The sequence below is a fragment of the Labilithrix sp. genome, assembly GCA_019637155.1.
GTDB lineage: Bacteria > Myxococcota_A > Polyangia > Polyangiales > Polyangiaceae > Labilithrix.
In genome coordinates, this window is record JAHBWE010000002.1 from 214449 (window position 1) to 237344 (window position 22896).

The following is a 22896-nucleotide window of genomic DNA, read 5'->3' on the forward strand; positions in this document are numbered from 1 at the left end:
CCGCGAACGGGCTCGAGCATCGAGTCTTGACTTGGGGACAACCTGCCGCGGCGTCCAGCGTCTTCCTCGTTCATGGCTTCATGGATGCGGCGGGCACGTGGGATCGCGTCGCGCCTCTGCTCGCGGCGGCGGGGCATCACGTGATCGCGCCGGACATGCGCGGCTTCGGCGACGGGGCCCGCGCGCCGAGCGGTGCGTATTACCACTTCCCGGACTACGTCGCGGACGTCGACGCGCTGACCCGCGAGCTCGTCCCCGACGGCGCGCCGCTCTCGCTCGTCGGCCACTCGATGGGCGGCACGGTGGTGACGCTCTACGCGGGCGCGCACCCGGAGCGCGTCCGCCGCCTCGTCTCGATCGAGGGCCTCGGCCCGCCCGACAACGGCTTCGACATGGGCCCGATCCGGATGCGGCGCTGGCTCGACGACCTCGCCGCGGTGCGCCCCGCGGCGCCGATCCCGCGCGCCGACGCCCGCCGCCGCTTCGGCGTCGCGCATCCGCACGTGCCGGCGGAGGTGCTCGATCATCGCTTCCCGCACCTCGTCCACGACGCCGGCGACGGCACGGTGACGTGGCGCTACGACCCGCTCCATCGCACGACGAGCCCGATGCCGTTCTTCGCCCCGCTCTTCAAGGAGTACGCGCGCCGCGTGACGTGCCCCGTCACCTTCGTCTCCGGCGGCCCGCGCGGCTTCCACCCGCCCGACGAAGCAGACCGCCTCGCGGCCTTCGCGCAGTGCGAGACCGTCACGCTCGAAGACGCGGGCCACATGGTGCACTGGACGAAGCCAGACGAGCTCGCGAGGATCCTCGTGTCACGGCTTGGGCAGGGGGAGTAGCTCGCCGTTCTTGTAGTTCCCCATCACCTTCCGGATCGGTCCCTCGCGGAGGATGTACGTCCAGTCGTCTTGCTCGACCTGGTTGTCGAGGAGCAGGCCGAGGTGGAGATGTGGAACCCCGTTGCCGATCCCGGATACCGCGATCTTCTCGCCCGCGTCGACGTGCTTGCGCGTCGCCGCGCCCTCCGGCTGGTTCGTCTCCACCTTCGACAGATGAGTGTAATATACATGTGTAATCCTGTGCCCGTCGCCCCACGGGATCGGCGCGTCGAGCGCGATGCGCACGCTGTAGGGCGTGTCCTTGCCGCTCTTCCAGAGGGTGTGGCCCCACTCGGAGTAGTCGAGCGTGCCGGCCGCGATCGCGTACACGTCGAGCCGGTTGCCGGCGATGTCGAGCCCGGTGTCGCCGTCCCAGCCGCCGAGGGAGCCGCCGGGCATCGGGCTGTGGAGCGTGCCGCTGCGGAGGAGCGGGGATCGCACCGCGCCGGCGTCGGCGACCGGCGCGGCACCGACGACAAAGGTCAACGAGATCATGAACGAGGCGAGAAAGGGCCGGCGCACGTAGTCCCCGTCGGGCGGCCCCCGCGGACTGTGACACGCCCTCGTGCTCCGGGTAGAGTCGCGGTGCTCGATGAGGGCGCTCACTCCGCTCGTCGCATTCCTGCTCGGGGACAAGACCGTCCGCCGGAACCTGCGCGCGTTCGCGAAGGTGCTCCTCCTGACCGCGGCGACGGTCACCTTCTTCTCGATCGTGTTCCACTTCCTGATGCTCTACGTCGAGCATCGCGAGTACTCGTGGGTCACGAGCTTCTACTGGACGCTCACCGTGATGAGCACGCTCGGCTTCGGAGACATCACGTTCCACACCGACGTGGGGCGGCTCTTCAGCGTCTTCGTGCTGCTCACCGGCCTCGTGATGTTCGTGATCGTCCTGCCGTTCGCGTTCATCCGGTTCTTCTACGCGCCGTGGCTCGAGGCGCAGCTCCGGCTCCGCGTGCCGCGCGAGCTGCCGCGGACGACATCGTCGCACGTCATCATCTGCCGCTACGACACGATCGCGCGCGACCTCGTCGAGCGGCTCGCGGCGAGCCAGATCCCCTACGTCGTCATCGAGTCCGATCCGGCCGCCGCCGCGGTGCTGCAGTCGGACGGGGTCTGCGTCGTCCTCGGCGAGTACGACAGCCGCGCCTCCTACGTCGCGGTCGGCGCCGAGCGCGCGCGCCTCGTCTTCGCCAACCTCGACGACGCGACGAACACGAACATCGCGCTCACGGTGCGGGAGCAGGCCGCGGCGGTGCCGATCGCGGCGCTCGCCGAGAGCGACGACGCGGTCGACGTCCTCGAGCTGAGCGGCGCGAGCACGGCGCTGCCGCTGAAGCGCCGCCTCGGCGAGCACCTCGCCGCGCGCGTCAACGCCGGGCACACGCGCGCGCACGTCGTCGGCCGCTTCCGCGATCTCGTCATCGCGGAGCTCCCCGTCCACGGCACCGGCCTCGCCGGCCGCGCGATCCGCGACACGTCGCTGCGCGCGCTCACGGGGCTCACGATCGTCGCGTTCTGGGAGGGCGGCGTGCTCCGCCCCGCCCACGCCGACGCGGTGATCGGGGAGTACGGCGTCATCGTCGTCGTCGGGTCGGAGGAGCAGGTGACGCTGCTCGACTCGATGTTCGTGATCTACACGCCGAACGAGAACCCGGTCGTCGTCATCGGCGGAGGCCGCGTCGGCGTCGCGGCGGCGGCGGCGCTGCGCGAGCGCTCCGTCGCGGTGCATTTGATCGAGAAGGACGCCGCCGCGAAGGCGACGCTGGAGGAGTTCGCGGACGAGGTGTTCATCGGCGACGCGTCGGACCGCGCGATGCTCATGGCGGCCGGCCTCGCGAGCGCGCCGTCCGTCGTCCTCACGACGAACGACGACGCGACGAACATCTTCCTCGCGATCTACTGCCGGCGCCTCAACCCGCACATCCGCATCGTGAGCCGCATCACGCACGAGCGGAACCTCGAGGCGATCCATCGCGCGGGCGCGGACTCGGTGCTGAGCTACAGCTCGCTCGGAGTAAAATCGCTCCTCGCGCTCCTGCGCGGACACGAGCTCGTCCTCCTCGAGGAGGGCGCCGACGTCATCGTCGTGCCGGTCCCGCCGTCGCTCGCCGACAAGACGCTCGGCGCGGTCGACGTCCGCGCGCGCACGGGCCTGAACGTGATCGCCCTGCAGGACGGCGACGAGGTCGTCACCAACCCGACCGCCGCGACGCGCCTCCCGCGCGACGGCGAGATCATCGCGATCGGCTCGGTGGAGCAACGCGCGGCCTTCGTCCGCGAGTTCGCGCGCTGAGCTTGTCTCGTTCGAGAGGGGCGCTGCCCCTCTCGAGCTCTCCCCGCCGGGGGTTTCTCCGCGCGCGGGGCGCGCTCCGACGCCCCCGGACCCCCGCAGATGTTCATCGCCGACCTCCTGGGGGGAGCTTGGGCGGGGCGCGCTTCGACGCCCCGGACTTCCCGCAGTCGATTCGAAGGGGCGCTGTTTCGCTTCAGTTCATGTTGCGGTGACGTGTTGTCGGGGCGGGCTGTGTGATGGCGGCGATGGCCTGCGTGGGCGGCGGCGGGGTGCCGCCGAGGAGGAGGCGCGCGACGCCCTGGAAGAGGCGGCCGAGGTCCTCGCGCGACGGCATCGCGATCGAGAGGCGTGGCGTGCCGTGCTCGTCGGGGGTGACCTTGACGTCGAAGCCTTTGCGGACGTCTGCGAGGAGCGCGTCCGCGCCGGCGCCGGATGGGGCGCCGGTGAGCTCGCCGAGGAGATCGAGCGCCGCGCGGACGAACGCGCCGCCCGTCGTCGCGATGCGGTCGGCCGCGACGGCGCCGGCCGCGCTCGCCTTCACCGTCTCGTCGACGGGCGCTTCGGGCTTCGCGCCGAGGAGGACCTCGAGCTTCTCCTTGAGGTCGTCGGCCTGGCGGCGAACGTCGACGTCCGTGATCGCCGAGTCCGCGTCGAGCGCGGCGAGGGCGAGCTCGCGCTTCGACGACAGCGTCGTGAGGAGGTTCTCCTCGATCGTCTGCTCGGTGACGAGGACGAAGACGGCGACGGGGCGGGACTGGCCCATGCGGTGCGCGCGCGCGATGCGCTGCTCGAGCACGGCGGGGTTCCAGGGGAGATCGACGTTGATCACGGTGTTCGCCGCCTGGAGGTTCAAGCCGCTGCTGCCGGCGTTCGTCGTCAGGAACACGCGCGTCTTCGCGTCGGACTGGAACGCGGCGACGATCTCCTGCCGCTTCCGCTGCGGGACCGAGCCGTCGAGGCGCACGAAGCGCAGCTTGCGCTTCGCGAGGAGCGGCTCGATGAGATCGAGCATCGTGGTCCACTCCGAGAAGAGGACGACCTTCCGGTCGGGCTCCGCCGCCACCGCGTCGAACAGCTCGCCGAGCCGCTCCAGCTTCGTCGACCAGCCCGGCGGCTCCTTGTCGACGAGGAAGGTGCTGTTCGCGGCCATACGGCACATCAGGAGCGCGGAGCGGAGCCGGAGGAGGTCCATCTCGGTGAGGTACGGCTTCCGCACGATCTGGGCGACGACGCGGAGGTGCGCGTCGTGGAGCTCCGCTTGCTCGGCGGTCGGCGGGACGCGCACGATCTCGACCGTCCGCGGCGGGAGCTCGAGGCGCACCGACTCGCGCGTGCGGCGGAGGAGGATCGGCGCGATCCGCGCGCGGAGGTCGTCGAGGTTCTTGAAGCCGACGAGCTTCCCCTCCTCGTCGCGCCGGTGATGGCGGTGGAGGAAGCGGAAGGCGGGCCCGAGACGGTGCGGATCGACGAAAGCGGCGACAGAGTGCAAATCGTCGAGGCGGTTCTCGAGCGGCGTACCGGAGAGCACGAGCGCGAAGCGGGAGGTGAGGCCCTTGATGACGCGGCTCGTCTTTGCCTCCCAGTTCTTGATGCGTTGTCCCTCGTCGAGCACGATGAGGTCCCAGCGCGATTTCTCGATATGGAGAATGTCCTTCAGGACCTGCTCGTAATTGCATATCGTGAAGAACTGCGAACCGGCATATGCGGCGGCGCGCTCCTTCGCCGGCCCGGTGACGAGCGCCGCGCTCCGCCCCGAAAAGCGCTCGATCTCGCTCCGCCATTGCGATTTGAGCGAGGCGGGACACACGATCAGCACCTTCGATATACCCGCTTCGCGCGCGAGGAGCTCGGCGACCCCGACGCCCTGAATCGTCTTTCCGAGGCCCATCTCGTCGGCCAGGATCGCGCGCCCGGCGCCGGCCGCGAACGCGATGCCGTCGAGCTGATAGGGCAGCAGCGTCTCCTTCAGGAGCGTCTTCCGGAGCGGGTGCTCGGCCGGCGCGCGGCGGATCTCGGCGATGAGCTGCGCCATGCGCGCCGCGAGGAGGCGCCGCTGGACGAGCTCCTCGGCGTCGGGGGTGACGAAGAACGCCACCCCGGCGGCCTCGAGGCGCGCGAGGCAGCGGACGAGGGCCTGCGCGTCGATCGCGCCGTTTGCGCTCCCGTTCCCGTTGGGCCGGCGGCGGAGGAGCGGCTGCAGGATCGCGCTCGCCTCGTCCGAGAGCTTCTTCGGCAGAGCGATCGCGAGCTCGGCGCCGTCGTCGTAGCGGAGGTGGACGGTGATGCGGCGCCGGACGTAGGGCTTCGCGCGCACGGAGGGGTCGAACCGCTTCGTCGCGTGGGCGAGCACCTTCATGACGTGCTTGCACGTGCCGAGCGTGTTGATCTTGAAGTCGGGGCACGAGCAGTACGACTCGCCGCGCGAAGTCCCGCGGAGCGCGACGCGGTACGTCTTCCCGCTGACTGCGCTCGTGACCTCGTAGTCGGTCCACGGCGCGCCGGCGTCGGCGGACCGGATCCGCATCCGCTCCTTCTTCGCGCGCTCGGCGCGCTCGGCGAGCTCCGCCGCGATCACCTTCTCTTCGGATCCGTGTCGCACCGGCTCCGGCGGCGGCGCGGCGAGCCCGAGGTCGCTCTTCTGCTCGAGCAGGGTGGAGAGCATCCCGCCGCCGTGGGCGCAGGGCTTCCGGCAGCGGCTGCAGGCGAGGCGGAGCCGCCCCTTCGACGCCGGATCGAGGTGCAGCGACGTGATCACGCCGCGGGGCTCGGGCTCCCAGACGAGCCGCGCCTCGGCGTCGCCGATCGTGAGCGCCTCGGGCGGCGGTGCCGCGAGCGCGCCTCCGGCGAGGATGAGCCGCTTCCCCTCGGGGCCGAGGAGCCTCCGTGCTTCGTCGAAGGAGAGATGCGAGAGCCGATCGCGCATCGACAGCGCGTGAGAGGGAAGAGCGGTCACGCCGCACCGCTACTCGACGCCTCTCGACCGAGCAAGCCACGAAGGCGCGTCGCCGCCCGCATTCGCGCTGTCTTCACAAGTTGTCCCCGCCTCTCCACAGCGCCCTCACAGGACATCCCCAGCTCTTCCACCCTTGGGCACCGGTGCTACGCTCCGGATGTGGAGCCGCGCGCCAGCAGAGGGATGACGGTCGAGGAGTACATCGCGCTCGATCGCTCGAGCGAAGACCGGTGGGAGTACGTCGACGGCGAGGCGTACGCGATGGCGGGAGGGTCGACCCCGCACGCCTTGGTCACCGGTAATCTCTTCTATGAGCTCCGACGGGCGCTCGAAGGAAAGAACTGCGTTCCGTTCAATCAGGCGCAGAAGATCGCGACCGTACGAACGAGCGCGTTCCACTACCCCGACGCGAGCGTCGTCTGCCCGCCGTTCGCCAAGGACGCGCGCGATGAGAACGCGTTCACGAGCCCGGTCGCGCTCTTCGAGGTCCTCTCGCCGACGACCGCCGACTACGATCGCGGTGAGAAGTTCGAGGTGCACTACCGCTCGATCGACACGCTGCGCGAATACGTGCTCGTCAACCCCGAGCGCCGCCGCGTCGAATACCGACGGGTGCTCGACGCGGAGCGCTTCTCGTCGCTCTTCATCGTCGCGGGAGCGCTGCGGATGGAGGTGCTCGGGATCGAGATCCCATTGGACCGCCTCTGGACGGACCTCGATCGCGTTCGCGCTCCCTGATTCGCGGGTCAGCGGCCCGGGACCACGAGGGGCGCGGGCTCCCGCAGCTCGACGTCGGCGATGACGAGCCCGACGAGGATCGCCGCGAGCGCCCCCGCGGCGGCGACGGCGAGGCGGATCGACGCACGCGCGCGCGTGAGCTCCATGAAGACCGCGCCGACGAGGGCGGCCTTCACCGCTGCGATGACGAGGGCGATCGGGAGCGCCGCGCGCCCGAGGTCGACGTAGGACAGCGCGAGGCTCACCGCCCAGAGGACGCCGAGAGCGAGGGCCGTGCGCGCGATCGAGGAGGTCATGCGAGGTAGAACAGCGGCCAGAGGAAGATCCAGACGACGTCGACGAAGTGCCAATAGAGGCCGACGTTCTCGAGGACGTGCGCGCGCTCGCTGCGGGACGCGAGCACGAGCGCGACGACGCCGGCGAGGACGTGGAGCGAGTGGAGCCCCGTCATCGTGTAGTAGAGGCTCCAGAACGGCGCGCTGCCCGGCACGAGCCCCTCCCGCGCGTGCGCGAGGTACTCCGTGCCCTTGAGCGCGAGGAACACGGCGCCGAGGAGCGCGCTCGCGAGGGCGAGGAGGATCGCGCGCGCGCGCCGCTCCTCGCGCGCGGCGTGCACCGCGACGGCGACGAGGGTGCTGCTCGCGAGGAGGACGGCGGTGTTGATCGATCCGAGCAGCTTGTCGGCGTGCTCGTGGATCGCGGTGTGGAACGCGGCCGGATGGTGCACGCGCGCGCCGGCGTAGAGCGTGAAGAGCACGGCGAAGAACAGGACCTCGCTCGCGAGGAACACCCACATCCCGAGCCGCGCCGGATGCGCGGCGTCGTCGTGGAGATGCGTCTCCGGGGCGCTCATTCGTCCTCCCCCTCGAGCGGACGGGTGTAGTCGTAGGCGCCGACGTCGAAGCGCGGCGGGCGTACGAAGTTCTCCTTCGGCGGCGGCGACGGCGTGCGCCACTCGAACGAGCGCGAGCGCCACGGGTTGTCGCCCGCGCGCGCGCCGCGGAAGAGCGACCACGCGAGGTAGGCGGCGATGAGGAGCATCCCGGCGCCGAGGACCCACGAGCCCACGGTCGAGATGCGCTGGAGCCCCTGGAAGGCAGGGTCGTACGTCGCGTAGCGGCGCGGCATGCCGGCGTTGCCGAGGAGGAACTGGGGCACGAACGTGAGGAGGAAACCGGCGAAGACGAGGACGGCCGCGATCGCGCCGGGGCGCTCGGGATAGAGCCGCCCCGTCATCTTCGGGAACCAGTAGTGGAGCGCGGCGAGGAACGCGGTGAGGGTGCCGCCGACCATGACGAAGTGGAAGTGCGCGACGACGAAGGCGGTGTCGTGCCAGTGCACGTCGAGGCTCGTCGCCGCGACCGCGACGCCGGTCATCCCGCCGAAGAAGAAGAGGACGAGGAACGCGAAGACGTGGAGGAGCGGCGTCCCGAGCGCGATCGCGCCGCGCTTCAACGTGAAGACCCAGTTGAACACCTTGATCGCCGAGAACACGGCGACGAGCATCGAGAGGAGCCCGAACGCGCCCGCGTCGAAGCGGCTCAGCCCCGCGACGAACATGTGGTGGCCCCAGGTGAGGAAGCCGACGAAGGCGATGCCGAGCGAGGAGTAGACGATCGCGCCATAGGAGTACGGGTTCTTGCGCGCGAAGGTCGGGATCACCTCGCTCACGACGCCCATCGCGGGGAGCACCATGATGTAGACGGCGGGGTGGGAGTAGAACCAGAAGAGGTGCTGGTAGAGGAGCGGATCTCCGCCGTGGGCGGGATCGAAGAGGCCGAACGCCAACGCGTGGTCGAGGCCGACGAGCACGAGCACCATCCCGAGGACGGGCGTGGCGAGGACCTGGATGACGCTCGTCGCGTAGATCGCCCACACGAAGAGGGGGAGCTTCATCCAGCCGAGGCCGGGCGCGCGGAGGGAGTGGACCGTGACGATGAAGTTGATGCCGGTCATGATCGTCGAGACGCCGACGACGAAGATGCCAATGAGCGCGAGCGGGACCGCGGTCGGCGACGAGGCGGCATAAGGCACGTAGAAGGTCCAGCCCGTGTCGATGCCGCCCGCGAACATGGATACGAGCACGACGACGGAGCCCGCCGCGAATACCCAATAGCTGGCGAGGTTCAAACGGGGAAATGCGACGTCTTTTGCCCCGACCATGATCGGCAATAAGAAATTGCCAAAAGCGGACGGGATCGACGGAATGAGGAACAGCCAGACCATCGTCACGCCGTGGAGCGTGAAGAGGCGGTTGTACGTCATCGGGCTCATCAGCGTCTCGCCGGGGCCGAGGTGCTCGAGGCGGATCGCCATCGCGAAAGCGCCGCCGAGGGCGAGGAGGGCGAGGAGGGTGAAGAGGTAGAGAACGCCGACGCGTTTGTGATCGAGGGTGAAGACCCACGACGCGATCGAGGTCTCCTCCGCGACGAAGGTCTGGCTCGGGATCGCGGTCATCGGAGGCCTCGCATGAGCTCGACGAGGGCGCCGACCTCGGCCGGCTCGAGGATCCCGTGGTAGGTCGGCATCGTGGGTTGGAACCCGGCGACGACGTCGGCGTTCGGCTCGACGATCGCGCGCGCGAGGTACGCGTCGTCGGCGACGACGATGCGGCCGTCGGCGAGCGGGCGCGCGGCGCCGTAGAGGCCGCGGAGGGTGGGGCCCGCCGCCGGCCCGCCGTCGAGAGAGTGACACGCGACGCAGCCGCGCCGCGTCGCCACCTCGCGCCCGCGCGCGATCGCGTCTTCGCCCGGCCCGCTCCGCCGCCACGTGTCGTAGTCGGCGGTGGGGACGACGACGACGGAGCCGAACATCGCGGCGTGGCTGACGCCGCAGTACTCGGCGCACCAGATCGGGTACGTGCCGGGGGTCGTCGCGTTGAACCACGTCACGGTGAAGCGGCCGGGGAGCACGTCCTGCTTCGCGCGGAACGCGGGCACGTAGAACGAGTGGACGACGTCGCGCGACGTGAGCACGAGCTTGATCGGGCGTCCGGCGGGGACGGTGAGGACGTCGTTCGTCGAGCGGCCGTCGGCGTACGAGAACTTCCACATCCACTGCTTCGCCTCGACGTAGATCGTCTCCGCGTCGGCCGGCGGCGCCGTCATCGCGCCGTACTGCGCGAAGCCGACGATCCAGAACGCGACGAAGGCGACGGTGACGAACAAGGCGAGCGCGGCCTCGGCCCGGCGGCTCGACGCGACGCGCTCGGTGAGCGGCGCGTCGCTCTTCCGTCGATGACGGACGACGAAGCGCACCGTCACGACGAGCAAGAAGAGCCCGACGACGAGCGTGCTCGCGAGGAGCGCGGCGTGGAGCCGATCGACCCCGTCGGCGAAGCTCGACGCGCCGGGCGGGAGCCGGACGAGGCGGCGGAAGAGCTCGATCATGGCTCCGTCCCGCCGCCGTCGAGAAGACGATCGATCGCCCGCTCGATCGGCATCTCCGCGAGCCCCGCGTCACGATCGATCCAGCGCCAGCGATCGAGCTCCGCGCGCTGCGCCGACGCGATCTGCCGGCCGCGGTCGCCATCGAGGATCGGCGTCGTCTCGAGGCTCCCGATCGTCGCCGGCGCGGGTCGTGGTGTCTCCGCCGTCGCGCGCGGGAGGAGCGCCCACGCGACGCCGAGGGAGGCGAAGAACACGAGCGCGCTGCCGAGCGCGATCCTCGCGATCGGTCGCGTGGCGACGTGGTCGGGGTCGTGGGGCTCGTGCGTGCTCATGGCGCCTCGTAGCGGAGGGCGGCGGCGAGGCCGGCGGGAGCGGGGAGCGTGGCGGCGACGTTCGCGCCGTAGGCCCAGGCGAGCCCGCCCGCGGCGAGGAACGGGAACGCGTCGAGCCACGAGAGATCGCCGCCGGCGGAGGGGAGGATGAGCCACGCGAAGTCGAGCGCCTCGCCCGCGAGGACGAACGCGCCGACCGCGGCGAGGACGGCGCGCGAGCGCTTGGCCGCGCGTGGAAGGAGGGCGAGGAACGGCACGACGAAGCGCGCTCCGAGGATCGTGTCGGCCGCGGTCCAGGTCCCGCTCGCGCGCGCCCGATAGAAGCCGACCTCGCGCGGCAGGTTCGGGAGCCAGACGAGGAGGAGGTGGAAGAACGCGAGGTAGGCCCAGACGAGCAACGCGCAGAGGAGGAGGCGGCCGAGGGCGTGGTCGTGCTCGGCGGTGCCGCGCGCGGTGACGGCGGCGATCGCGAGGGCAGCGACGAGGCCGCCGGCGAAGACGTAGAGGCCGAACGCGTTCGAGATCCAGCCGGGCTCGAGCGCGTGAAAGAGCTCGAACGCCGCCGCCGTCAGGGTGAAGGCGAGGACGATGAGCCCGGGGGCCGCGATCTTGCTCGCGGCCGCGCGCGGGGCGATCGCGCCGAGGGCGGCCCAGGCGAGGATGCACGGCGCGACGCGGAGGACGACCAGCGGCGTGCCCCGCGCGACGGGAGCGAGGAGGATCGGCGCGAAGAAGAGCGGCGCGAGGACGAGCGTGCGCGCCGTCGCGACGAACGGCGCACGGACGGCGAGCCACCACCGCGCGTTCACGAGATGGAACGCGAAGACGAGGACGAGCGCGCCGATCCCGGTCGCGGCGACGAACGACGCCGCCGCGACCCACGCGAGCAGCGCCCGCCGCGCATCGTACGCGGCATACCCGACCGTCGCACCGACCGCGCCGAGCCCAACCACGAGCGCCACGACGACGTCGCGCCTCATCGCGACGCCTCCGGTGGCGGCGCGAGCGCGCTCGTGCGCCCGCGATGGAGCAGTTGCGCGAGGACGTCGTGCCTCATCGCGGCCCCGGAAGCGGCGCGAGGGCGCTGGCGTGTGTGCGGCGGAGTTGGAGCGCGTGTACGTAGGCTGCGATGGCCCAGCGTTCGCGGTGGGAGAGGTGGGCGGCGAGGGAGGGCATGAGGCCGTAGCCCGACGTGGTCACCTCGAAGACGCGCTCCTCCGTGAAGGTGGGATCGCCCACGAGCGAGGGCGGGCGCCGGAGCTCCATCTTCTCTGCGACGTAGCTTCGGCCGTCGCCCGCGACGCCGTGGCAGAGCGCGCACGCGACGTCGTAGCGCGCGCGGCCGAGGAGCACGAGCTCGCGATCGAGCGGCGGGCGCTCGTCGTCCGTGTCGTCGTCGCGTGGCACGGTGCCGGCGACGGGAGCGCGCATCACCTTGCCGTCCGGGAAGGCCGGCGTCGCCGCGAACGGATCCCCGCGCCGCTGCGCGAGCATGCGCGCGAGCGTCGGATCGGGCTCGCGCTCGCACGCGGCGAGCACGAAGGCGAGCGTGAGCATCGCGCTCCCCACGAGGAACCTCCTCACGATGCACCTCCGAGCCCATGAAGACCCACCGCTCCCGCGAGCGCGGCGCGGAGGGCGGGCTCCTCGTCGCGGGCGACGTCCTCGATCCGGAGCCAGAACCGATCGATCGTGCTGCGCTCGAAGCCGGGGAGATCGAAGACCTCGTCGTGGAGGCGCGGCAGGCGGGAGCCGAGGAGCACCGCCGCGAACGCGACGGCGGCGGCGCAGAGGACCGCGGTCTCGAAGACGATCGGGACGTAGGTCGGCCACGACGCGTGCGGGCGGCCGCCGACGTCGAGCGGGTAGTCCCACGCGTTCGTCCACCACTGGATCGCGAGCGCGAGCGTCGCGCCGCCGCCGCCGGCGAGGAAGACGAGGAGCGGGAGGCGCGGCCGCGGGCGCGCGAGGGCCTCGTCGAGCTCCTCGAGCGGGAACGGCGTGTACGCCTCGACGCGCCCGTAGCCGAGCGCGCGCACGCGCCGCGCGGCGAGGACGACCGCGTCCGGCGTCGTGAACTCGGCCGCGACGGTCTCGAGCGTCTCAACCATCTCAACCATCGCGCTCCCTCGCGAGCTCGTGCTGCAGGTGCTTCATCTCCGCGATCGGGACGAGCGGGACGTAGCGAAGGAAGAGGAGGAAGAGGAACGCGAAGAAGCTGATCGTCCCGCCGAGGAGCGCGAGGTCGACCACCGTCGGCGTGAACGTGCGCCACGACGACGGGAGGAAATCGCGGCTCTGCGACGAGACGACGAGCATGTAGCGCTCGGTCCACATCCCGGCCTGCACCGCGAGCGAGAGCGCGAAGAGGAGCCACGGGCTCGTGCGGGCGCGGCGCGACCAGAGCAGCTGCGGCGCGACGCAGTTGCACGCGATCGTCGTCCAGTAGAGCGGCGCGAAGGCGCCGAGCGGCCGCGCCTCGAGGTAGACGTAGCGCTCGAACGGATCGTCGGAGCGCCACGCCGCGTACGTCTCGGCCGCGTAGCTGTAGAGGACGATCCACGACGTCAGGAGCAGCATCTTCGCGATGTTGTCGAGGTGCCGGCCGGTGACGACGTGCTCGAGGCGGTAGAGGCGCCGCACCGGCACGAGGAGCGTCACCACCATCGCGAAGCCGGAGAGGATCGCGCCGGCGACGAAGTACGGCGGGAAGACCGTGGCGTGCCACCCCGGCAGGTTGGCGGTCGCGAAGTCGCTCGCGACGATGCTGTGGACCGAGACGACGAGCGGCGTCGCGAGGCCGGCGAGGAGCCCGTAGCCGATCCGCCACCGCCGCCACGCCGCGGCGGAGCCGCTCCAGCCGAGGGCGAAGACGGCATAGACGCGGCGGCGGCGCAGCGTCGGCGCGCGATCGCGGAGGGTGGCGAGATCGGGGACGAGGCCGAGGTACCAGAAGAGGAGGGAGACGAGGAGGTACGTCGCGACCGCGACGACGTCCCACGTGAGCGGGCTCCGGAACTGAGGCCACATATCCATCGTCGCGGGATAGGGCATTAGCCAATAAAAGAACCAAGGGCGGCCCATGTGGAGGAGCGGAAAGAGCCCCGCCTGCGCGACGGCGAAGAGCGTCATCGCCTCCGCAAATCGATTGATCGACGAGCGCCATTTCTGCTCGAGCAAGAGCAGAAATGCCGAGATGAACGTCCCGGCGTGGCCGATGCCGATCCACCAAACGAAGTTGGTAATCCCGAACGCCCAGACGTTGGGGACGTTGTTGCCCCAGACGCCGATGCCGGTCGTGACCGTATATGCGATCGCGGCGAAGAGCCCGAGCGTGCCGGCGAAGGTGACGGCGAGCGCGGCGACCGTCCAGCGCGGCGGCGCGAGGACGCCGCGGAGGAGGTCGTCCGTGAGCTCGCCCTCCGGGCGCACCTTCGCGAGGACGGCGGCGCTCATCCGAGCTCCGGGTTCGGGTTCCTGATCTTGGCGAGGTAGCGCACGCGCGGCTCGGTGCCGAGCTCCTCGAGCGCGGCGTAGGCGCGATCGCTCGCGGCGAGGCGCGCGACCGGGGCGCGTTCGTCCTCGAGGTCGCCGAAGACGATCGCCTCCGCGGGGCAGGCCTGCTGGCACGCCGTGAGCGGCGCGGCGGGCGCGTGCGCGCGGAGGCGCTGGACACAGAAGGTGCATTTCTCGATCACGCCGCGCTCGCGCACCGTGACGTCGGGGTTGTGCGCGAGCTCCTCCGTCTTCGTCTCGGCCCGGTGGTAGTCGAACCAGTTGAAGCGCCGGACCTTGTACGGGCAGTTGTTCGAGCAGAACCGCGTGCCGACGCAGCGGTTGTAGGTCATCTCGTTGATGCCGTCGGGGCTGTGCGTCGTCGCCCCGACCGGACAGACGTACTCGCAGGGCGCCTTCTCGCAGTGCTGGCACAGCATCGGCTGCGCGATGAGCTCGTCGCCCGCGACGTAGCGATCGATGCGGAGCCAGTGCATCACGCGCCCGCGCAGCACCTCCTCCGCGCCGACGGAGGGCACGTTGTTCTCGGCCTGGCACGCCACCGTGCACACGCCGCAGCCGATGCAGCGCGAGAGGTCGATCACCATCCCCCACTGCGGGCCTTCGTGCCGCGGCGGCTGGTAGAGCGTGAGCGCGCGGCGACGCGGGGGCGGCTTCCGCGCGCGCTCCTCCGCGAGCGTGCGGTGCTGCGCGATGTGCTCGCCCCTCCCGGCGAGGTCGTGATGGAGCTGCACGAGCGGGAGCGGGACGCGCGCGCCGGTCTTCGTCACGACGAGGCCCGTGCCCGCGCCGATCGCGGCGGCGTCCACGCCGTGGCCGCGTCCCCAGCCGAGGTTGAGGCCGACGACGTCGTCGGCCTGGCCCGCGACGACGAGGGCGGGGGCGCGGACCACCCGCGCGTGCCCGCCCTCGCGTCCGAGCTCGACCTCGTCGCCGTCGGCGAGGCCGAGCCGCGCCGCCGCCGCCGGCGAGAACGTCGCCGCGTTCGTCCACGTCAGCGTCGTGACCGGCTGCGGCAGCTCGAGGAGCCACGCGTTGTCGGCGAAGCGCCCGTCGTGGAGGCGTGGATCGAGCGGCGTCACGAGCTCGATCCCGGGCGCCGGCGCGCGCGCCTCCGCTCTCGCGCGCGCGACGACGGCGGACGGATCGAGCTCCGGCGTCACGGTCGCGAGCGCGCTGCCGTCGACGACGCCGCGCCGGAGCGCCCGCCGCCACGCGCGATCGTCGGCGAAGCGCCCGCGCACGAGTGCGTACGCGCCCGCGCCGCCCGCGAAGAGCGCGAGGACGTCGAGCGTGGTGCGCCCGCCGAAGAGCGGCGCGATCAGCGGCTGGACCACGCTCGTCGTCCCGTCGAACGCGCGCGCGTCGCCCCACGACTCGAGCGGATGCGCCTCCGCGAGCGTGACGGTCGCCCCCGCCGCGGGGTAGAGCGAGAGGCACGCGGTCCGCGGCGCGGTGAGCGAGAGGCGCGATGGATCGACCCCACAATGGACGACCGTGCTGGCGCCGCCGGCGGGCGCGTCGTGGCTCTTCTCGCCCGCGTCGAGGATCGGCGACGGCGCGTACGTCACCGTGCTCGCCACGTTTCCGAGGAACGCGTTCAGCGCGTGCGCGACCGCGTGCACGAGGGCAGGCTGATCGTCGCCCGCGATCACGGCGGAGCGCCCGCGACGGGCGAGGAGGTCGCGCGCGATCGCGCGGAGCTCCGGCGTCGGCGCGACCGGCGCCGGGCCGAGCCCGACGAGGCCGGCGAGATCGAGCGCGCGCGCGAGGACGTCCACCGCGCGCACGCGGACGCGGTGATCGGCGACGCTGCTCGTGATCGTCACGAGCGGTCCCAGCGCGTAGAGCCGGCTCGGATCGGCGGAGCCGCGGCGCGCGGCGAGATCGCGCGCGAGGCGGAGCCGCTGCGGACCGCGGCCGAGGAAATCCGCGTCGAGCGCGACGACGACATCGGCGCGGCGGAGGTCGTAGCGCGGCTCGAGCACGCGCCCGAAGGCGACGCGCGCCCCCTCCCACGCCGCGCGCGGTGAGCCGATGGAGTGGAACGCGACGCGCACGTCGGGGCGCCGCGAGCGGATCGCGTCGACGAGCGCGGCGACGGACGGCGACGACGTTGGCTCGAGCACGAGCGTGACGTCGCGCGCGGCGCGGAGCTCGGCGGCGGCGCGGTCCCAGCCGTCACCGCGCGCGCGGCGCGGATCGTAGAGCGATCGGATCGCCGCTTGCTCGAACGCGCTCGTCGCGCCGAGCGAGGCCGGGTGATCGGGGTTGCCCTCGACCTTCGTCGGCCGTCCTTCGTGGCTCTCGACCAGCGTGCCGGTCGCGTAGCCGTCGAGCACCGACGCCGTCGCGTAGTAGCGCGGCTTCCCCGGCGTCACCTCCGGCGGCCGCTGCGCGTAAGGCAGGATCTCCTCGCGCGGCGCGCGTGTGCACGCCGCGAGCGCGAAGCTCGATCCGAGCCAGCCGAGGAGCTCGCGGCGCGCGATCATCGGTGGCACGTCGAGCAGTGGACGAGGGACCGCACCGGCGCGGCGGGCTCGCTCGTCTCGTCCCGCTCCCAGTCCATGTCCGTGATTCGATCGAGCGGGCGGAGCTCGGGCTTCGGATCGCGATGGCAGTCGAGGCAGAAGTCCATCGTCAGCGCGCGCGCGGCGAAGACCTGACCCATGCGATCGACGCGCCCGTGGCACGTGACGCAGCCGACACCTTGGGTCGTATGCGCGGCGTGATCGAAGAAGACGAAGTCGGGGAGGGCATTCGTTCGTTGCCAGCGGAGCGGCGTGTCGGTGAGCGCGCTCGCGCGCACGGAAGCGAGCTCGGGGCTGTCGGTCCAGATCTGGGCGTGGCAGCCCATGCAGAGCGACGTCGCAGGCACGCCGGCGACCGGTGCACGCAGCGCGCCATCGTGGCAGTAGACGCAGTCGATCGCGGCGTCGCGGACGTGGTGGCGGTGGTCGAACTTCACCGGCTGCGTCGCCGGCTCGCCCGCGCCGGTCGCGTAGGGCGTGCGCGCCCACACGATCGCCGCCGCCGGCGCGCCGGCGAACGAACAAGAGAGCGCCGCGATCGCGACCCAGTAGACCGAGTTCGCGGACGCCGGGAAGAGGTTCACCGCGCCATCACCGCGCCGTCACGCTTCGGCGCGCCGTTCGCTCCCCCGGTTGCGGTCGTGCTCGCCGACGCGGCGCGGCGCCTGCGAATACTGCGGGCAGTCGTCGCTCGGCAGGAGCTTCGGGTCGGCGCCGTCGCTGCTCTTCGCCATGCGCTTGATCGCCGCGTAGCGGACGAGGCCGGAGGCCTCCTTCGCCGCGACGTAGACGCCGGCGGCGGCGACGCCGTAACCGAGGAACCTCGCCGCCTTTACGATCAACCGAGCTGTTGCACGTTTCATCGAACCGTCTCCTCTGTTTGTTTCCTGCGGATTGCCTCCGCGATCATCCGAGCGGCCGCGGGAATGGCGCGCTCCACGTCGCTCGTCATCCCCATCTCCGCGCGCGGCTCCTCCACCTCGCAGCCGAGGACGAGCACGGGCGGGAGCTCCGCGCCGAGCGACTTCGCCGTGAGCATCACGGAGTAGAGGTCCATCCCATGCGCGTCGCGTGCGCCCCGGGCGACGTCGCCCTCTTCGCGCGCCGGCTCGATCAGGTGGAGCGTGCCCGGCGCGCCGCGGGAGGGGATCACGTCGACCGCGATGAGGAGGTCGTAGCCGTCGACGAGGTCGTAGGCGAGGTGGAGCCCGCGGATCCCGACGTCGCGCACGACGACGTGGGCGTCCTCCGCGAGCCCGGCGCCGCTCTGTCGAAGGTGCTGCGCGACGGCGACGCCGAACCCGTCGTCTCCGAAGAACACGTTGCCGATCCCGGCGACGAGGACGCGCATCGTCATGACGCGACCTCGAGCGGCTCGATCTCGTCGGTGTAAAACCAGAGGTAGCGTCCGAACCAGCGGTTCATCTCGGCGGCGGGATCCTCGTCGACGATCACCGCGATCCAGCCGTTGCCCTCGAAGTCCTCGCGCACGTCCTCCACCGTCGCGACGCGACCGTCGACGAACATGTCTTGCGCGTCGCTCCGGCGCCGCTTCGCGCCGAGGCGGATGCGGACGCGGCTCCCGCGAGCGACGCTCGTGCCCGCGACGCGGAGCGATCGGATCGCGCCGTGGAGGCGGTTCATGTCGTCGGCGGAGATGTCGTCCGACCGCGCGACGAGCGCGGCGGCGCGGGGATCGGTCGCGCGCGCCTGCCGCTTCTCGTCCTCCGTCAGCGTCATCGTGCGGAGGGTGAGCATCTCGTCCATCTCCGTCGCGTCGAAGAAGTCGCCCTTCGACTCCGGCGCGATCGCGGGCCAGTCGTAGAGGATGATCGGGGAGCCGAGGACGGTGCTGCGATCGCCGGGGCGGCCGACGAGGACGGGGAACGCGCGCTCGTTCGCGCAGCTCTCCGCCGCCGCGCGCGCGTGCTCGGGCGGCTCGAGGAGCGACACGAGCGCGCCGTGCTCGACGTGGAGGAGGACATGCGCGCCGACGAGGGACGCGCGGAGGGCGCGATCGCGATCGAGGCTCGGATCGTCGTAGGGCGTCACGTTCGCGACGTGGACGTGGAGCTTCCACACGTCCGCGCCGGCGCGCGCGCTCTGGAGCGAGAGCTCGCCGCGGAGCCGCTCCGTCCGCCGAACGACGCGCCCGGCGACGGCGCCCGCGCCGTCCAGCACCGTCTCCGTCGTCGTCTCCGCCTCCCAGCCGAAGGCGAGGCGCGCGCGATCGCCGGGCGGGAGCGCGAAGTCGACCTCGCGCTCGATCGCCTCGTCCCACGCGAGGTGGAGCGCGGCCCCGACGTCGAGCTCGTCGGCGTCGACGAAGCGCGCGCCGTCCCAGCGCTCGACGGAGCGGCGGCGGAGCTGGAGGAAGCGGACCTTGCCGCGCACCGCCAGCTCGGCGCCGCCCACCGCGGGGACCTCCACCGTCATCGACGACGCCTCGGCCCCGCCCGCGCGCGTGAAGCCCTCCGGCGCGACGACGCCGAACTGGAAGCGGAAGCGGTTCTTCCGCGACGACGCGCGGTACGGGTAGAGGATGAGGCCCTCGTAGAGGACCGTGTCGGCGACGCGCCGTGCGTCTTCGAAGCTCACGAGAGGGCCTCCTTCCGTCTCCGCTCCTTGATCGCCTCGGCGCCGAGGAGCTCGCGCATCACCGCGTCCCAGGTCGGGAGCGCGCGCGACGACTTGAACGTCACGAGGGCGTCGAGGACGTCGCGCCCGAGCCGCAGCCATCCTTGCTGCGGGAAGAACGCGTCCATCGTCGCGCGCCACGTCGCGACGGGGAGATCGAACGCGGCCTCGCGGTCCCACGGCAGCATCGACACCGAGAAGCCGCGCTCGCTCGCGACGAACACGGTGCCGCGGAAGAGGAAGCGCACGGGGACCGCGCCGTCGCGCATCGCGTGGAGGTACTTGCTCGCCGCGACGTCGAGGTCGTACGTGCACGGCACCGCGACGTCGATCTCGGTGCTCCCCTCGAAGGCCGGCACCATGCGCGCGACGTCGGCCCAGTGGAGCGGGCGCAGCGTCTGCCCCCAACGCCCCGGCTCGCCGAAGACCTCGCCGAGCGCGTGCTGCTCGTCGGGATCGTGCCGGCGACGCGCGGGCTCGAGCCGGAGCTGGGCCTGGAGCGCGATCGCGTGGATGTGCGCGCCGGACGGCTCCTCGATCCGGAGCCCGAACACGATCGTCGGCGCGGCCGCGTGCGGATCCGCGCGCGCGCCGGTCACGCGGAACCCGATCATGACGCCTCCGGGGCGAGGACCGCCGCGTGATCGCGGAGCGCGGCGAGGTGCTCGGCGACGGCGGCGCGTCCCTCGTCGCCGCCGTCGAGGCCGCGCCAGCGACGGCGCACGCGGCCGACGAGCGCGTAGCACGCGTGGATCGGGACGAGCACGCAGTCGCCGCCGTTCCCGTCAGGGCCCGCGTCGAAGCTCACGAGGAGCGCCTCGACGTCGTCCTCGAGCACGCGCGCGAGCGGCGTGCGCGCGGCGATCGCCTCCCACGTCTCGAGCGGGAGCAACGACTCCACCGGTCCGGCCGGGCTCGGGTACGCCGCCGTCCATCCGCCCGCAGCGGTGCTGCGGAAGAAGAAGGCGATCCCGACCGGGATCCCGAGCGCCTCCCACTCGTGATGCTCGAGGCGGAACGACGGATCGCGGAGGTGACGTTCCGGGACCGCGCGCCACCGCGTCCGCGCCGGATGTCCGTCGTTCGTGGGGGACGGCGGGCGCGCGAAGAGGAGCGCGCACGGCCGGCACGCGCAGGCGAGCGCGCGCCGATCGACGTCGGCGAGGTGAGCGTGATCGCGATCGAGCGGCGCGCCGCAGAGCTCGCAGCCGTGCGCGGAGCGTGAAACGTGCCGCCGCGTGACGAAGGGCTGGAGCGCGCCGAAGAGCGTCATCGCGCGACCTCTTCACCGTCCGCTTGCGGCGGGCGCTTTCGGTGGAGCTGGACGAGGTCGCGCCCCGGCGAGGCCGCGAACGCGCCGTCGCGCGTGATCTCGACGCGCTCGAGGTCGGGCGCGGCGTCCTCGATCGCGCGCCGGAGGGCCGCCTCGAGGCCGGCGCCGCCGAGCGGGCTGCTCCGCCAGTCGCCGGTGACGCGGACCGCGAGGACGCCGTGCGCGACGAGCCCGTGCTCGATCCTGCCGCTCGAGACCTCCGCCCCCGCGGCGCGCCGCACGTGCTCGATCGCGCGCGCGACGCGCTCTTCGAGCGGCACGGGATGGAGCCCGTGGAGGAGGAGCACGCTCGCGACGACGGGATCGTCGGAGAGGCGCGCGCGGGCGTCGTCGTCGAGCGGTCCCTTCTCCGCGAGCGCGCCGAGGGTGCGCGCGAACGCCTCGCCGTACACGCTCGTGAGCGCCGCGACGAGCTCCTGGACGCGCGCCCACGCCGCCGGTGCGATCGACGCTCGAAGGTCGGCGAGGAGCTGCTCGATCCGCTCGCTCGCGCGGCGCATCTCGTCGCTCATCGCGGCACCACGAAGTGGGAGGGAGAGTGAACGACCGCGATCTCCTTGCCCTCGCCGAGCCACATGTGGACGCCGCAGGGGAGGCACGGATCGAAGCTCCGCACCGTGCGCAGGATGTCGATCCCCTTGAAGTCGTCCTGGCCGTTCTCCTCGAAGATGGGGCAGCCCTGGACCGCGTCTTCGTAGGGGCCGGGCGTGCCGTAGGTGTCGCGCGGAGAGGCGTTCCACGGCGTCGGCGGGTAGGGGTGGTAGTTCGCGATCTTGCCGCCGCGGATCACCATGTGATGGGAGAGGACGCCGCGGACGGCCTCGGTGAAGCCGCAGCCGATCGCCTCCTTCGGGACCTTGAAGTCGTTCCAGGTTCGCGAGCTGCCTTTGCGCAGCTCCTCGAGCGCGCGCTCGGCGAAATAGAGGCCACACGCCGCGGCGTAGGCCTGGAAATACGAGCGCGCGCGGTTCCGCTCGATCGTGTTGGACCACGTGGGGACCTTCCACTCGAGCGTGACCGCCGGCTTCAGCGCCGTGCGCGGGAGCTCGATGCGGACGCTGTGGCCGGTGGCCTTGAGGTAGGGGAAGTCGACGAGCCCGGCGAGGGCGGTGGCCCAGAGGCGCGCGAGCGGTCCGCCGCCGGTGTCGAGCGCGAGGTGGTCCTTCCCGTCGAACCAGCGCGGGGACATGACCCAGGTGTAGTGCTTGTCGAAGTCGCGCTTCTGCGGCACCGGCAAGGTGTGCTGGTTCCAGGGGTGGCGCGGATCGACCTTGTTCCCGAGCGGGTCGTGGCTGACGAAGATCTCCTGCTCGTTCCAGTCCTTGTAGAAGGAGCTCCCGAGCAGGATGCGGAGGCCGAGGTTGATGTCGACGAGGTCGGTCGTGACGAGCTTGCCGTCGACGACGATGCCGGGGGTGACGAACATCCTTCGTCCCCACTTCGTCATATTTTCGTATTTGAAATCGCAGTGATCGGGGTCCTGGAATGCGCCCCAGCACCCCAGCAGAATGCGGCGATTGCCGACTTTCTCGTAACCGGGAATGGCCTCGTAGAAGAAGTCGAAGAGGTCGTCGTGGAGCGGGACCACCCGCTTCAGGAACTCGATGTAGCGCATCAGTCGAACGATGTAGTCGTTGAAGAGCTGCACCGTCGCCGGGGTGCCGATGCCGCCGGGATAGAGCGTCGACGGGTGGACGTGGCGCCCCTCCATCAGGCAGAACATCTCGCGCGTCATGCGGCTCATCTGGAGCGCCTCGCGGTAGAACTCGCCCTCGATCGGGTTCACCGCCTTCATGATGTCGCCGACCGTCGCGTAGCCGTGGGCCTCCGCGTTCCGCGCCGGCGTCTGCTGCGCGCGCTCCCAGACGCCGGGGTTGGTCTCGCGGACCATCTTTTCGCAGTAGTCGACGCAGACAAGGTTCTCCTGGAAGATGTTGTGGTCGAACATGAACTCGGCCGCTTCGCCGAGGTTGATCATCCACTCCGCGAGGTGGGGCGGCGTCACGCCGTAGGCCATGTTCTGCGCGTAGCAGGAGCAGGTGGCGTGGTTGTCTCCGCAGATGCCGCAGATGCGGCTCGTGATGAAGTGGGCGTCGCGCGGGTCTTTGCCCTTCATGAAGATGCTGTATCCGCGGAAGATCGACGACGTGCTGTGGCACTCGGCGACGACCTTGTTCGCGAAATCGATCTTCGTATAAATCCCGAGGCTCCCGACGATGCGGGTGATCGGGTCCCAGTGCATCTCGACGAGGCCGGATTTGGTGCCGCCGTTCGTGGTCGTATTTGCCATTTC

The 22896-nt window shown here is 71.5% G+C and carries 23 protein-coding genes; 3 read left to right on the plus strand and 20 right to left on the minus strand.

What is annotated here, in order from left to right:
* Nucleotides 1-26: 26 nt before the first annotated feature.
* Entirely contained in the window at nucleotides 27-839 is an 813-nt protein-coding gene (locus KF837_04745; GenBank protein MBX3226594.1) for an alpha/beta hydrolase, read from the plus strand.
* On the opposite strand, the gene KF837_04750 is transcribed toward KF837_04745, so the two are convergent.
* Nucleotides 816-1364, minus strand: coding sequence for a hypothetical protein (locus KF837_04750; GenBank protein MBX3226595.1), 549 nt, complete (start codon nucleotides 1362-1364; stop codon nucleotides 816-818). The two genes, KF837_04745 and KF837_04750, sit on opposite strands and share 24 nt — an antisense overlap.
* A gap of 106 nt (nucleotides 1365-1470) precedes the next feature.
* Between KF837_04750 and KF837_04755 the strand changes: the two genes are divergently transcribed.
* Nucleotides 1471-3174, plus strand: coding sequence for an NAD-binding protein (locus KF837_04755; protein ID MBX3226596.1), 1704 nt, complete (start codon nucleotides 1471-1473; stop codon nucleotides 3172-3174).
* Nucleotides 3175-3367: 193 nt separating this feature from the next.
* On the opposite strand, the gene KF837_04760 is transcribed toward KF837_04755, so the two are convergent.
* Nucleotides 3368-6127, minus strand: a complete 2760-nt coding sequence (locus tag KF837_04760; GenBank protein ID MBX3226597.1) for a DEAD/DEAH box helicase — start codon at nucleotides 6125-6127, stop codon at nucleotides 3368-3370.
* 159 nt (nucleotides 6128-6286) lie between these two features.
* Between KF837_04760 and KF837_04765 the strand changes: the two genes are divergently transcribed.
* The gene (locus KF837_04765; protein MBX3226598.1) at nucleotides 6287-6865 is read left to right on the plus strand and encodes a Uma2 family endonuclease; all 579 of its coding nucleotides are present in this window, start codon (nucleotides 6287-6289) and stop codon (nucleotides 6863-6865) included.
* A gap of 8 nt (nucleotides 6866-6873) precedes the next feature.
* On the opposite strand, the gene KF837_04770 is transcribed toward KF837_04765, so the two are convergent.
* From KF837_04770 to KF837_04855, 18 genes are all read right to left on the minus strand, one after another.
* Nucleotides 6874-7161, minus strand: a complete 288-nt coding sequence (locus tag KF837_04770) for a cytochrome C oxidase subunit IV family protein (GenBank protein ID MBX3226599.1) — start codon at nucleotides 7159-7161, stop codon at nucleotides 6874-6876.
* Nucleotides 7158-7718 (minus strand): cytochrome c oxidase subunit 3, encoded by a 561-nt coding sequence (locus KF837_04775; protein MBX3226600.1) that lies wholly within the window; start codon nucleotides 7716-7718, stop codon nucleotides 7158-7160. Before KF837_04775 ends, KF837_04770 begins: the two co-directional genes overlap by 4 nt.
* Nucleotides 7715-9322, minus strand: coding sequence for a cbb3-type cytochrome c oxidase subunit I (locus KF837_04780; GenBank protein ID MBX3226601.1), 1608 nt, complete (start codon nucleotides 9320-9322; stop codon nucleotides 7715-7717). Before KF837_04780 ends, KF837_04775 begins: the two co-directional genes overlap by 4 nt.
* Nucleotides 9319-10254, minus strand: coding sequence for a cytochrome c oxidase subunit II (gene coxB / locus KF837_04785; protein MBX3226602.1), 936 nt, complete (start codon nucleotides 10252-10254; stop codon nucleotides 9319-9321). The genes KF837_04780 and coxB overlap by 4 nt, the downstream gene beginning before the upstream one ends.
* Nucleotides 10251-10586, minus strand: a complete 336-nt coding sequence (locus KF837_04790; protein MBX3226603.1) for a hypothetical protein — start codon at nucleotides 10584-10586, stop codon at nucleotides 10251-10253. Before KF837_04790 ends, coxB begins: the two co-directional genes overlap by 4 nt.
* Entirely contained in the window at nucleotides 10583-11566 is a 984-nt protein-coding gene (locus KF837_04795) for a hypothetical protein (protein MBX3226604.1), read from the minus strand. Before KF837_04795 ends, KF837_04790 begins: the two co-directional genes overlap by 4 nt.
* Nucleotides 11567-11639: 73 nt before the next feature.
* Complete coding sequence (locus KF837_04800; protein MBX3226605.1) at nucleotides 11640-12170, minus strand: cytochrome c; 531 nt, start codon at nucleotides 12168-12170, stop codon at nucleotides 11640-11642.
* A complete protein-coding gene (locus KF837_04805) occupies nucleotides 12167-12706 on the minus strand; it encodes a DUF3341 domain-containing protein (protein MBX3226606.1) in 540 nt (179 codons plus the stop codon). Before KF837_04805 ends, KF837_04800 begins: the two co-directional genes overlap by 4 nt.
* The gene (gene nrfD, locus KF837_04810) at nucleotides 12699-14042 is read right to left on the minus strand and encodes a polysulfide reductase NrfD (protein ID MBX3226607.1); all 1344 of its coding nucleotides are present in this window, start codon (nucleotides 14040-14042) and stop codon (nucleotides 12699-12701) included. Before nrfD ends, KF837_04805 begins: the two co-directional genes overlap by 8 nt.
* Complete coding sequence (locus tag KF837_04815) at nucleotides 14039-16594, minus strand: 4Fe-4S dicluster domain-containing protein (GenBank protein ID MBX3226608.1); 2556 nt, start codon at nucleotides 16592-16594, stop codon at nucleotides 14039-14041. The genes nrfD and KF837_04815 overlap by 4 nt, the downstream gene beginning before the upstream one ends.
* Complete coding sequence (locus KF837_04820; protein ID MBX3226609.1) at nucleotides 16591-17217, minus strand: cytochrome c3 family protein; 627 nt, start codon at nucleotides 17215-17217, stop codon at nucleotides 16591-16593. The genes KF837_04815 and KF837_04820 overlap by 4 nt, the downstream gene beginning before the upstream one ends.
* Before the next feature lie 18 nt (nucleotides 17218-17235).
* Entirely contained in the window at nucleotides 17236-17496 is a 261-nt protein-coding gene (locus KF837_04825) for a hypothetical protein (GenBank protein MBX3226610.1), read from the minus strand.
* The gene (locus KF837_04830; GenBank protein MBX3226611.1) at nucleotides 17493-17990 is read right to left on the minus strand and encodes a hydrogenase maturation protease; all 498 of its coding nucleotides are present in this window, start codon (nucleotides 17988-17990) and stop codon (nucleotides 17493-17495) included. Before KF837_04830 ends, KF837_04825 begins: the two co-directional genes overlap by 4 nt.
* The gene (locus tag KF837_04835; protein ID MBX3226612.1) at nucleotides 17987-19231 is read right to left on the minus strand and encodes a hypothetical protein; all 1245 of its coding nucleotides are present in this window, start codon (nucleotides 19229-19231) and stop codon (nucleotides 17987-17989) included. The genes KF837_04830 and KF837_04835 overlap by 4 nt, the downstream gene beginning before the upstream one ends.
* Nucleotides 19228-19884 (minus strand): hypothetical protein, encoded by a 657-nt coding sequence (locus tag KF837_04840; GenBank protein MBX3226613.1) that lies wholly within the window; start codon nucleotides 19882-19884, stop codon nucleotides 19228-19230. The genes KF837_04835 and KF837_04840 overlap by 4 nt, the downstream gene beginning before the upstream one ends.
* Nucleotides 19881-20543 (minus strand): hypothetical protein, encoded by a 663-nt coding sequence (locus tag KF837_04845; protein ID MBX3226614.1) that lies wholly within the window; start codon nucleotides 20541-20543, stop codon nucleotides 19881-19883. The genes KF837_04840 and KF837_04845 overlap by 4 nt, the downstream gene beginning before the upstream one ends.
* Complete coding sequence (locus KF837_04850; GenBank protein MBX3226615.1) at nucleotides 20540-21115, minus strand: hypothetical protein; 576 nt, start codon at nucleotides 21113-21115, stop codon at nucleotides 20540-20542. The genes KF837_04845 and KF837_04850 overlap by 4 nt, the downstream gene beginning before the upstream one ends.
* Complete coding sequence (locus KF837_04855; GenBank protein MBX3226616.1) at nucleotides 21112-22893, minus strand: nickel-dependent hydrogenase large subunit; 1782 nt, start codon at nucleotides 22891-22893, stop codon at nucleotides 21112-21114. The genes KF837_04850 and KF837_04855 overlap by 4 nt, the downstream gene beginning before the upstream one ends.
* Nucleotides 22894-22896: the final 3 nt, after the last annotated feature.

What these genes read in the sequence shown, in the direction of transcription:
- KF837_04780 (MBX3226601.1), bottom strand. Translation starts at nt 9,322, where the DNA reads ATGACCGCGATCCCGAGCCAGACCTTCGTCGCGGAGGAGACCTCGATC.
- KF837_04840 (MBX3226613.1), bottom strand. Translation starts at nt 19,884, where the DNA reads ATGATCGGGTTCCGCGTGACCGGCGCGCGCGCGGATCCGCACGCGGCC.
- KF837_04775 (MBX3226600.1), bottom strand. Translation starts at nt 7,718, where the DNA reads ATGAGCGCCCCGGAGACGCATCTCCACGACGACGCCGCGCATCCGGCG.
- coxB (MBX3226602.1), bottom strand. Translation starts at nt 10,254, where the DNA reads ATGATCGAGCTCTTCCGCCGCCTCGTCCGGCTCCCGCCCGGCGCGTCG.
- KF837_04755 (MBX3226596.1), top strand. Translation starts at nt 1,471, where the DNA reads ATGAGGGCGCTCACTCCGCTCGTCGCATTCCTGCTCGGGGACAAGACC.
- KF837_04850 (MBX3226615.1), bottom strand. Translation starts at nt 21,115, where the DNA reads ATGAGCGACGAGATGCGCCGCGCGAGCGAGCGGATCGAGCAGCTCCTC.
- KF837_04790 (MBX3226603.1), bottom strand. Translation starts at nt 10,586, where the DNA reads ATGAGCACGCACGAGCCCCACGACCCCGACCACGTCGCCACGCGACCG.
- KF837_04845 (MBX3226614.1), bottom strand. Translation starts at nt 20,543, where the DNA reads ATGACGCTCTTCGGCGCGCTCCAGCCCTTCGTCACGCGGCGGCACGTT.
- KF837_04815 (MBX3226608.1), bottom strand. Translation starts at nt 16,594, where the DNA reads ATGATCGCGCGCCGCGAGCTCCTCGGCTGGCTCGGATCGAGCTTCGCG.
- KF837_04825 (MBX3226610.1), bottom strand. Translation starts at nt 17,496, where the DNA reads ATGAAACGTGCAACAGCTCGGTTGATCGTAAAGGCGGCGAGGTTCCTC.
- KF837_04830 (MBX3226611.1), bottom strand. Translation starts at nt 17,990, where the DNA reads ATGACGATGCGCGTCCTCGTCGCCGGGATCGGCAACGTGTTCTTCGGA.
- KF837_04795 (MBX3226604.1), bottom strand. Translation starts at nt 11,566, where the DNA reads ATGAGGCGCGACGTCGTCGTGGCGCTCGTGGTTGGGCTCGGCGCGGTC.
- KF837_04855 (MBX3226616.1), bottom strand. Translation starts at nt 22,893, where the DNA reads ATGGCAAATACGACCACGAACGGCGGCACCAAATCCGGCCTCGTCGAG.
- nrfD (MBX3226607.1), bottom strand. Translation starts at nt 14,042, where the DNA reads ATGAGCGCCGCCGTCCTCGCGAAGGTGCGCCCGGAGGGCGAGCTCACG.
- KF837_04805 (MBX3226606.1), bottom strand. Translation starts at nt 12,706, where the DNA reads ATGGTTGAGATGGTTGAGACGCTCGAGACCGTCGCGGCCGAGTTCACG.
- KF837_04770 (MBX3226599.1), bottom strand. Translation starts at nt 7,161, where the DNA reads ATGACCTCCTCGATCGCGCGCACGGCCCTCGCTCTCGGCGTCCTCTGG.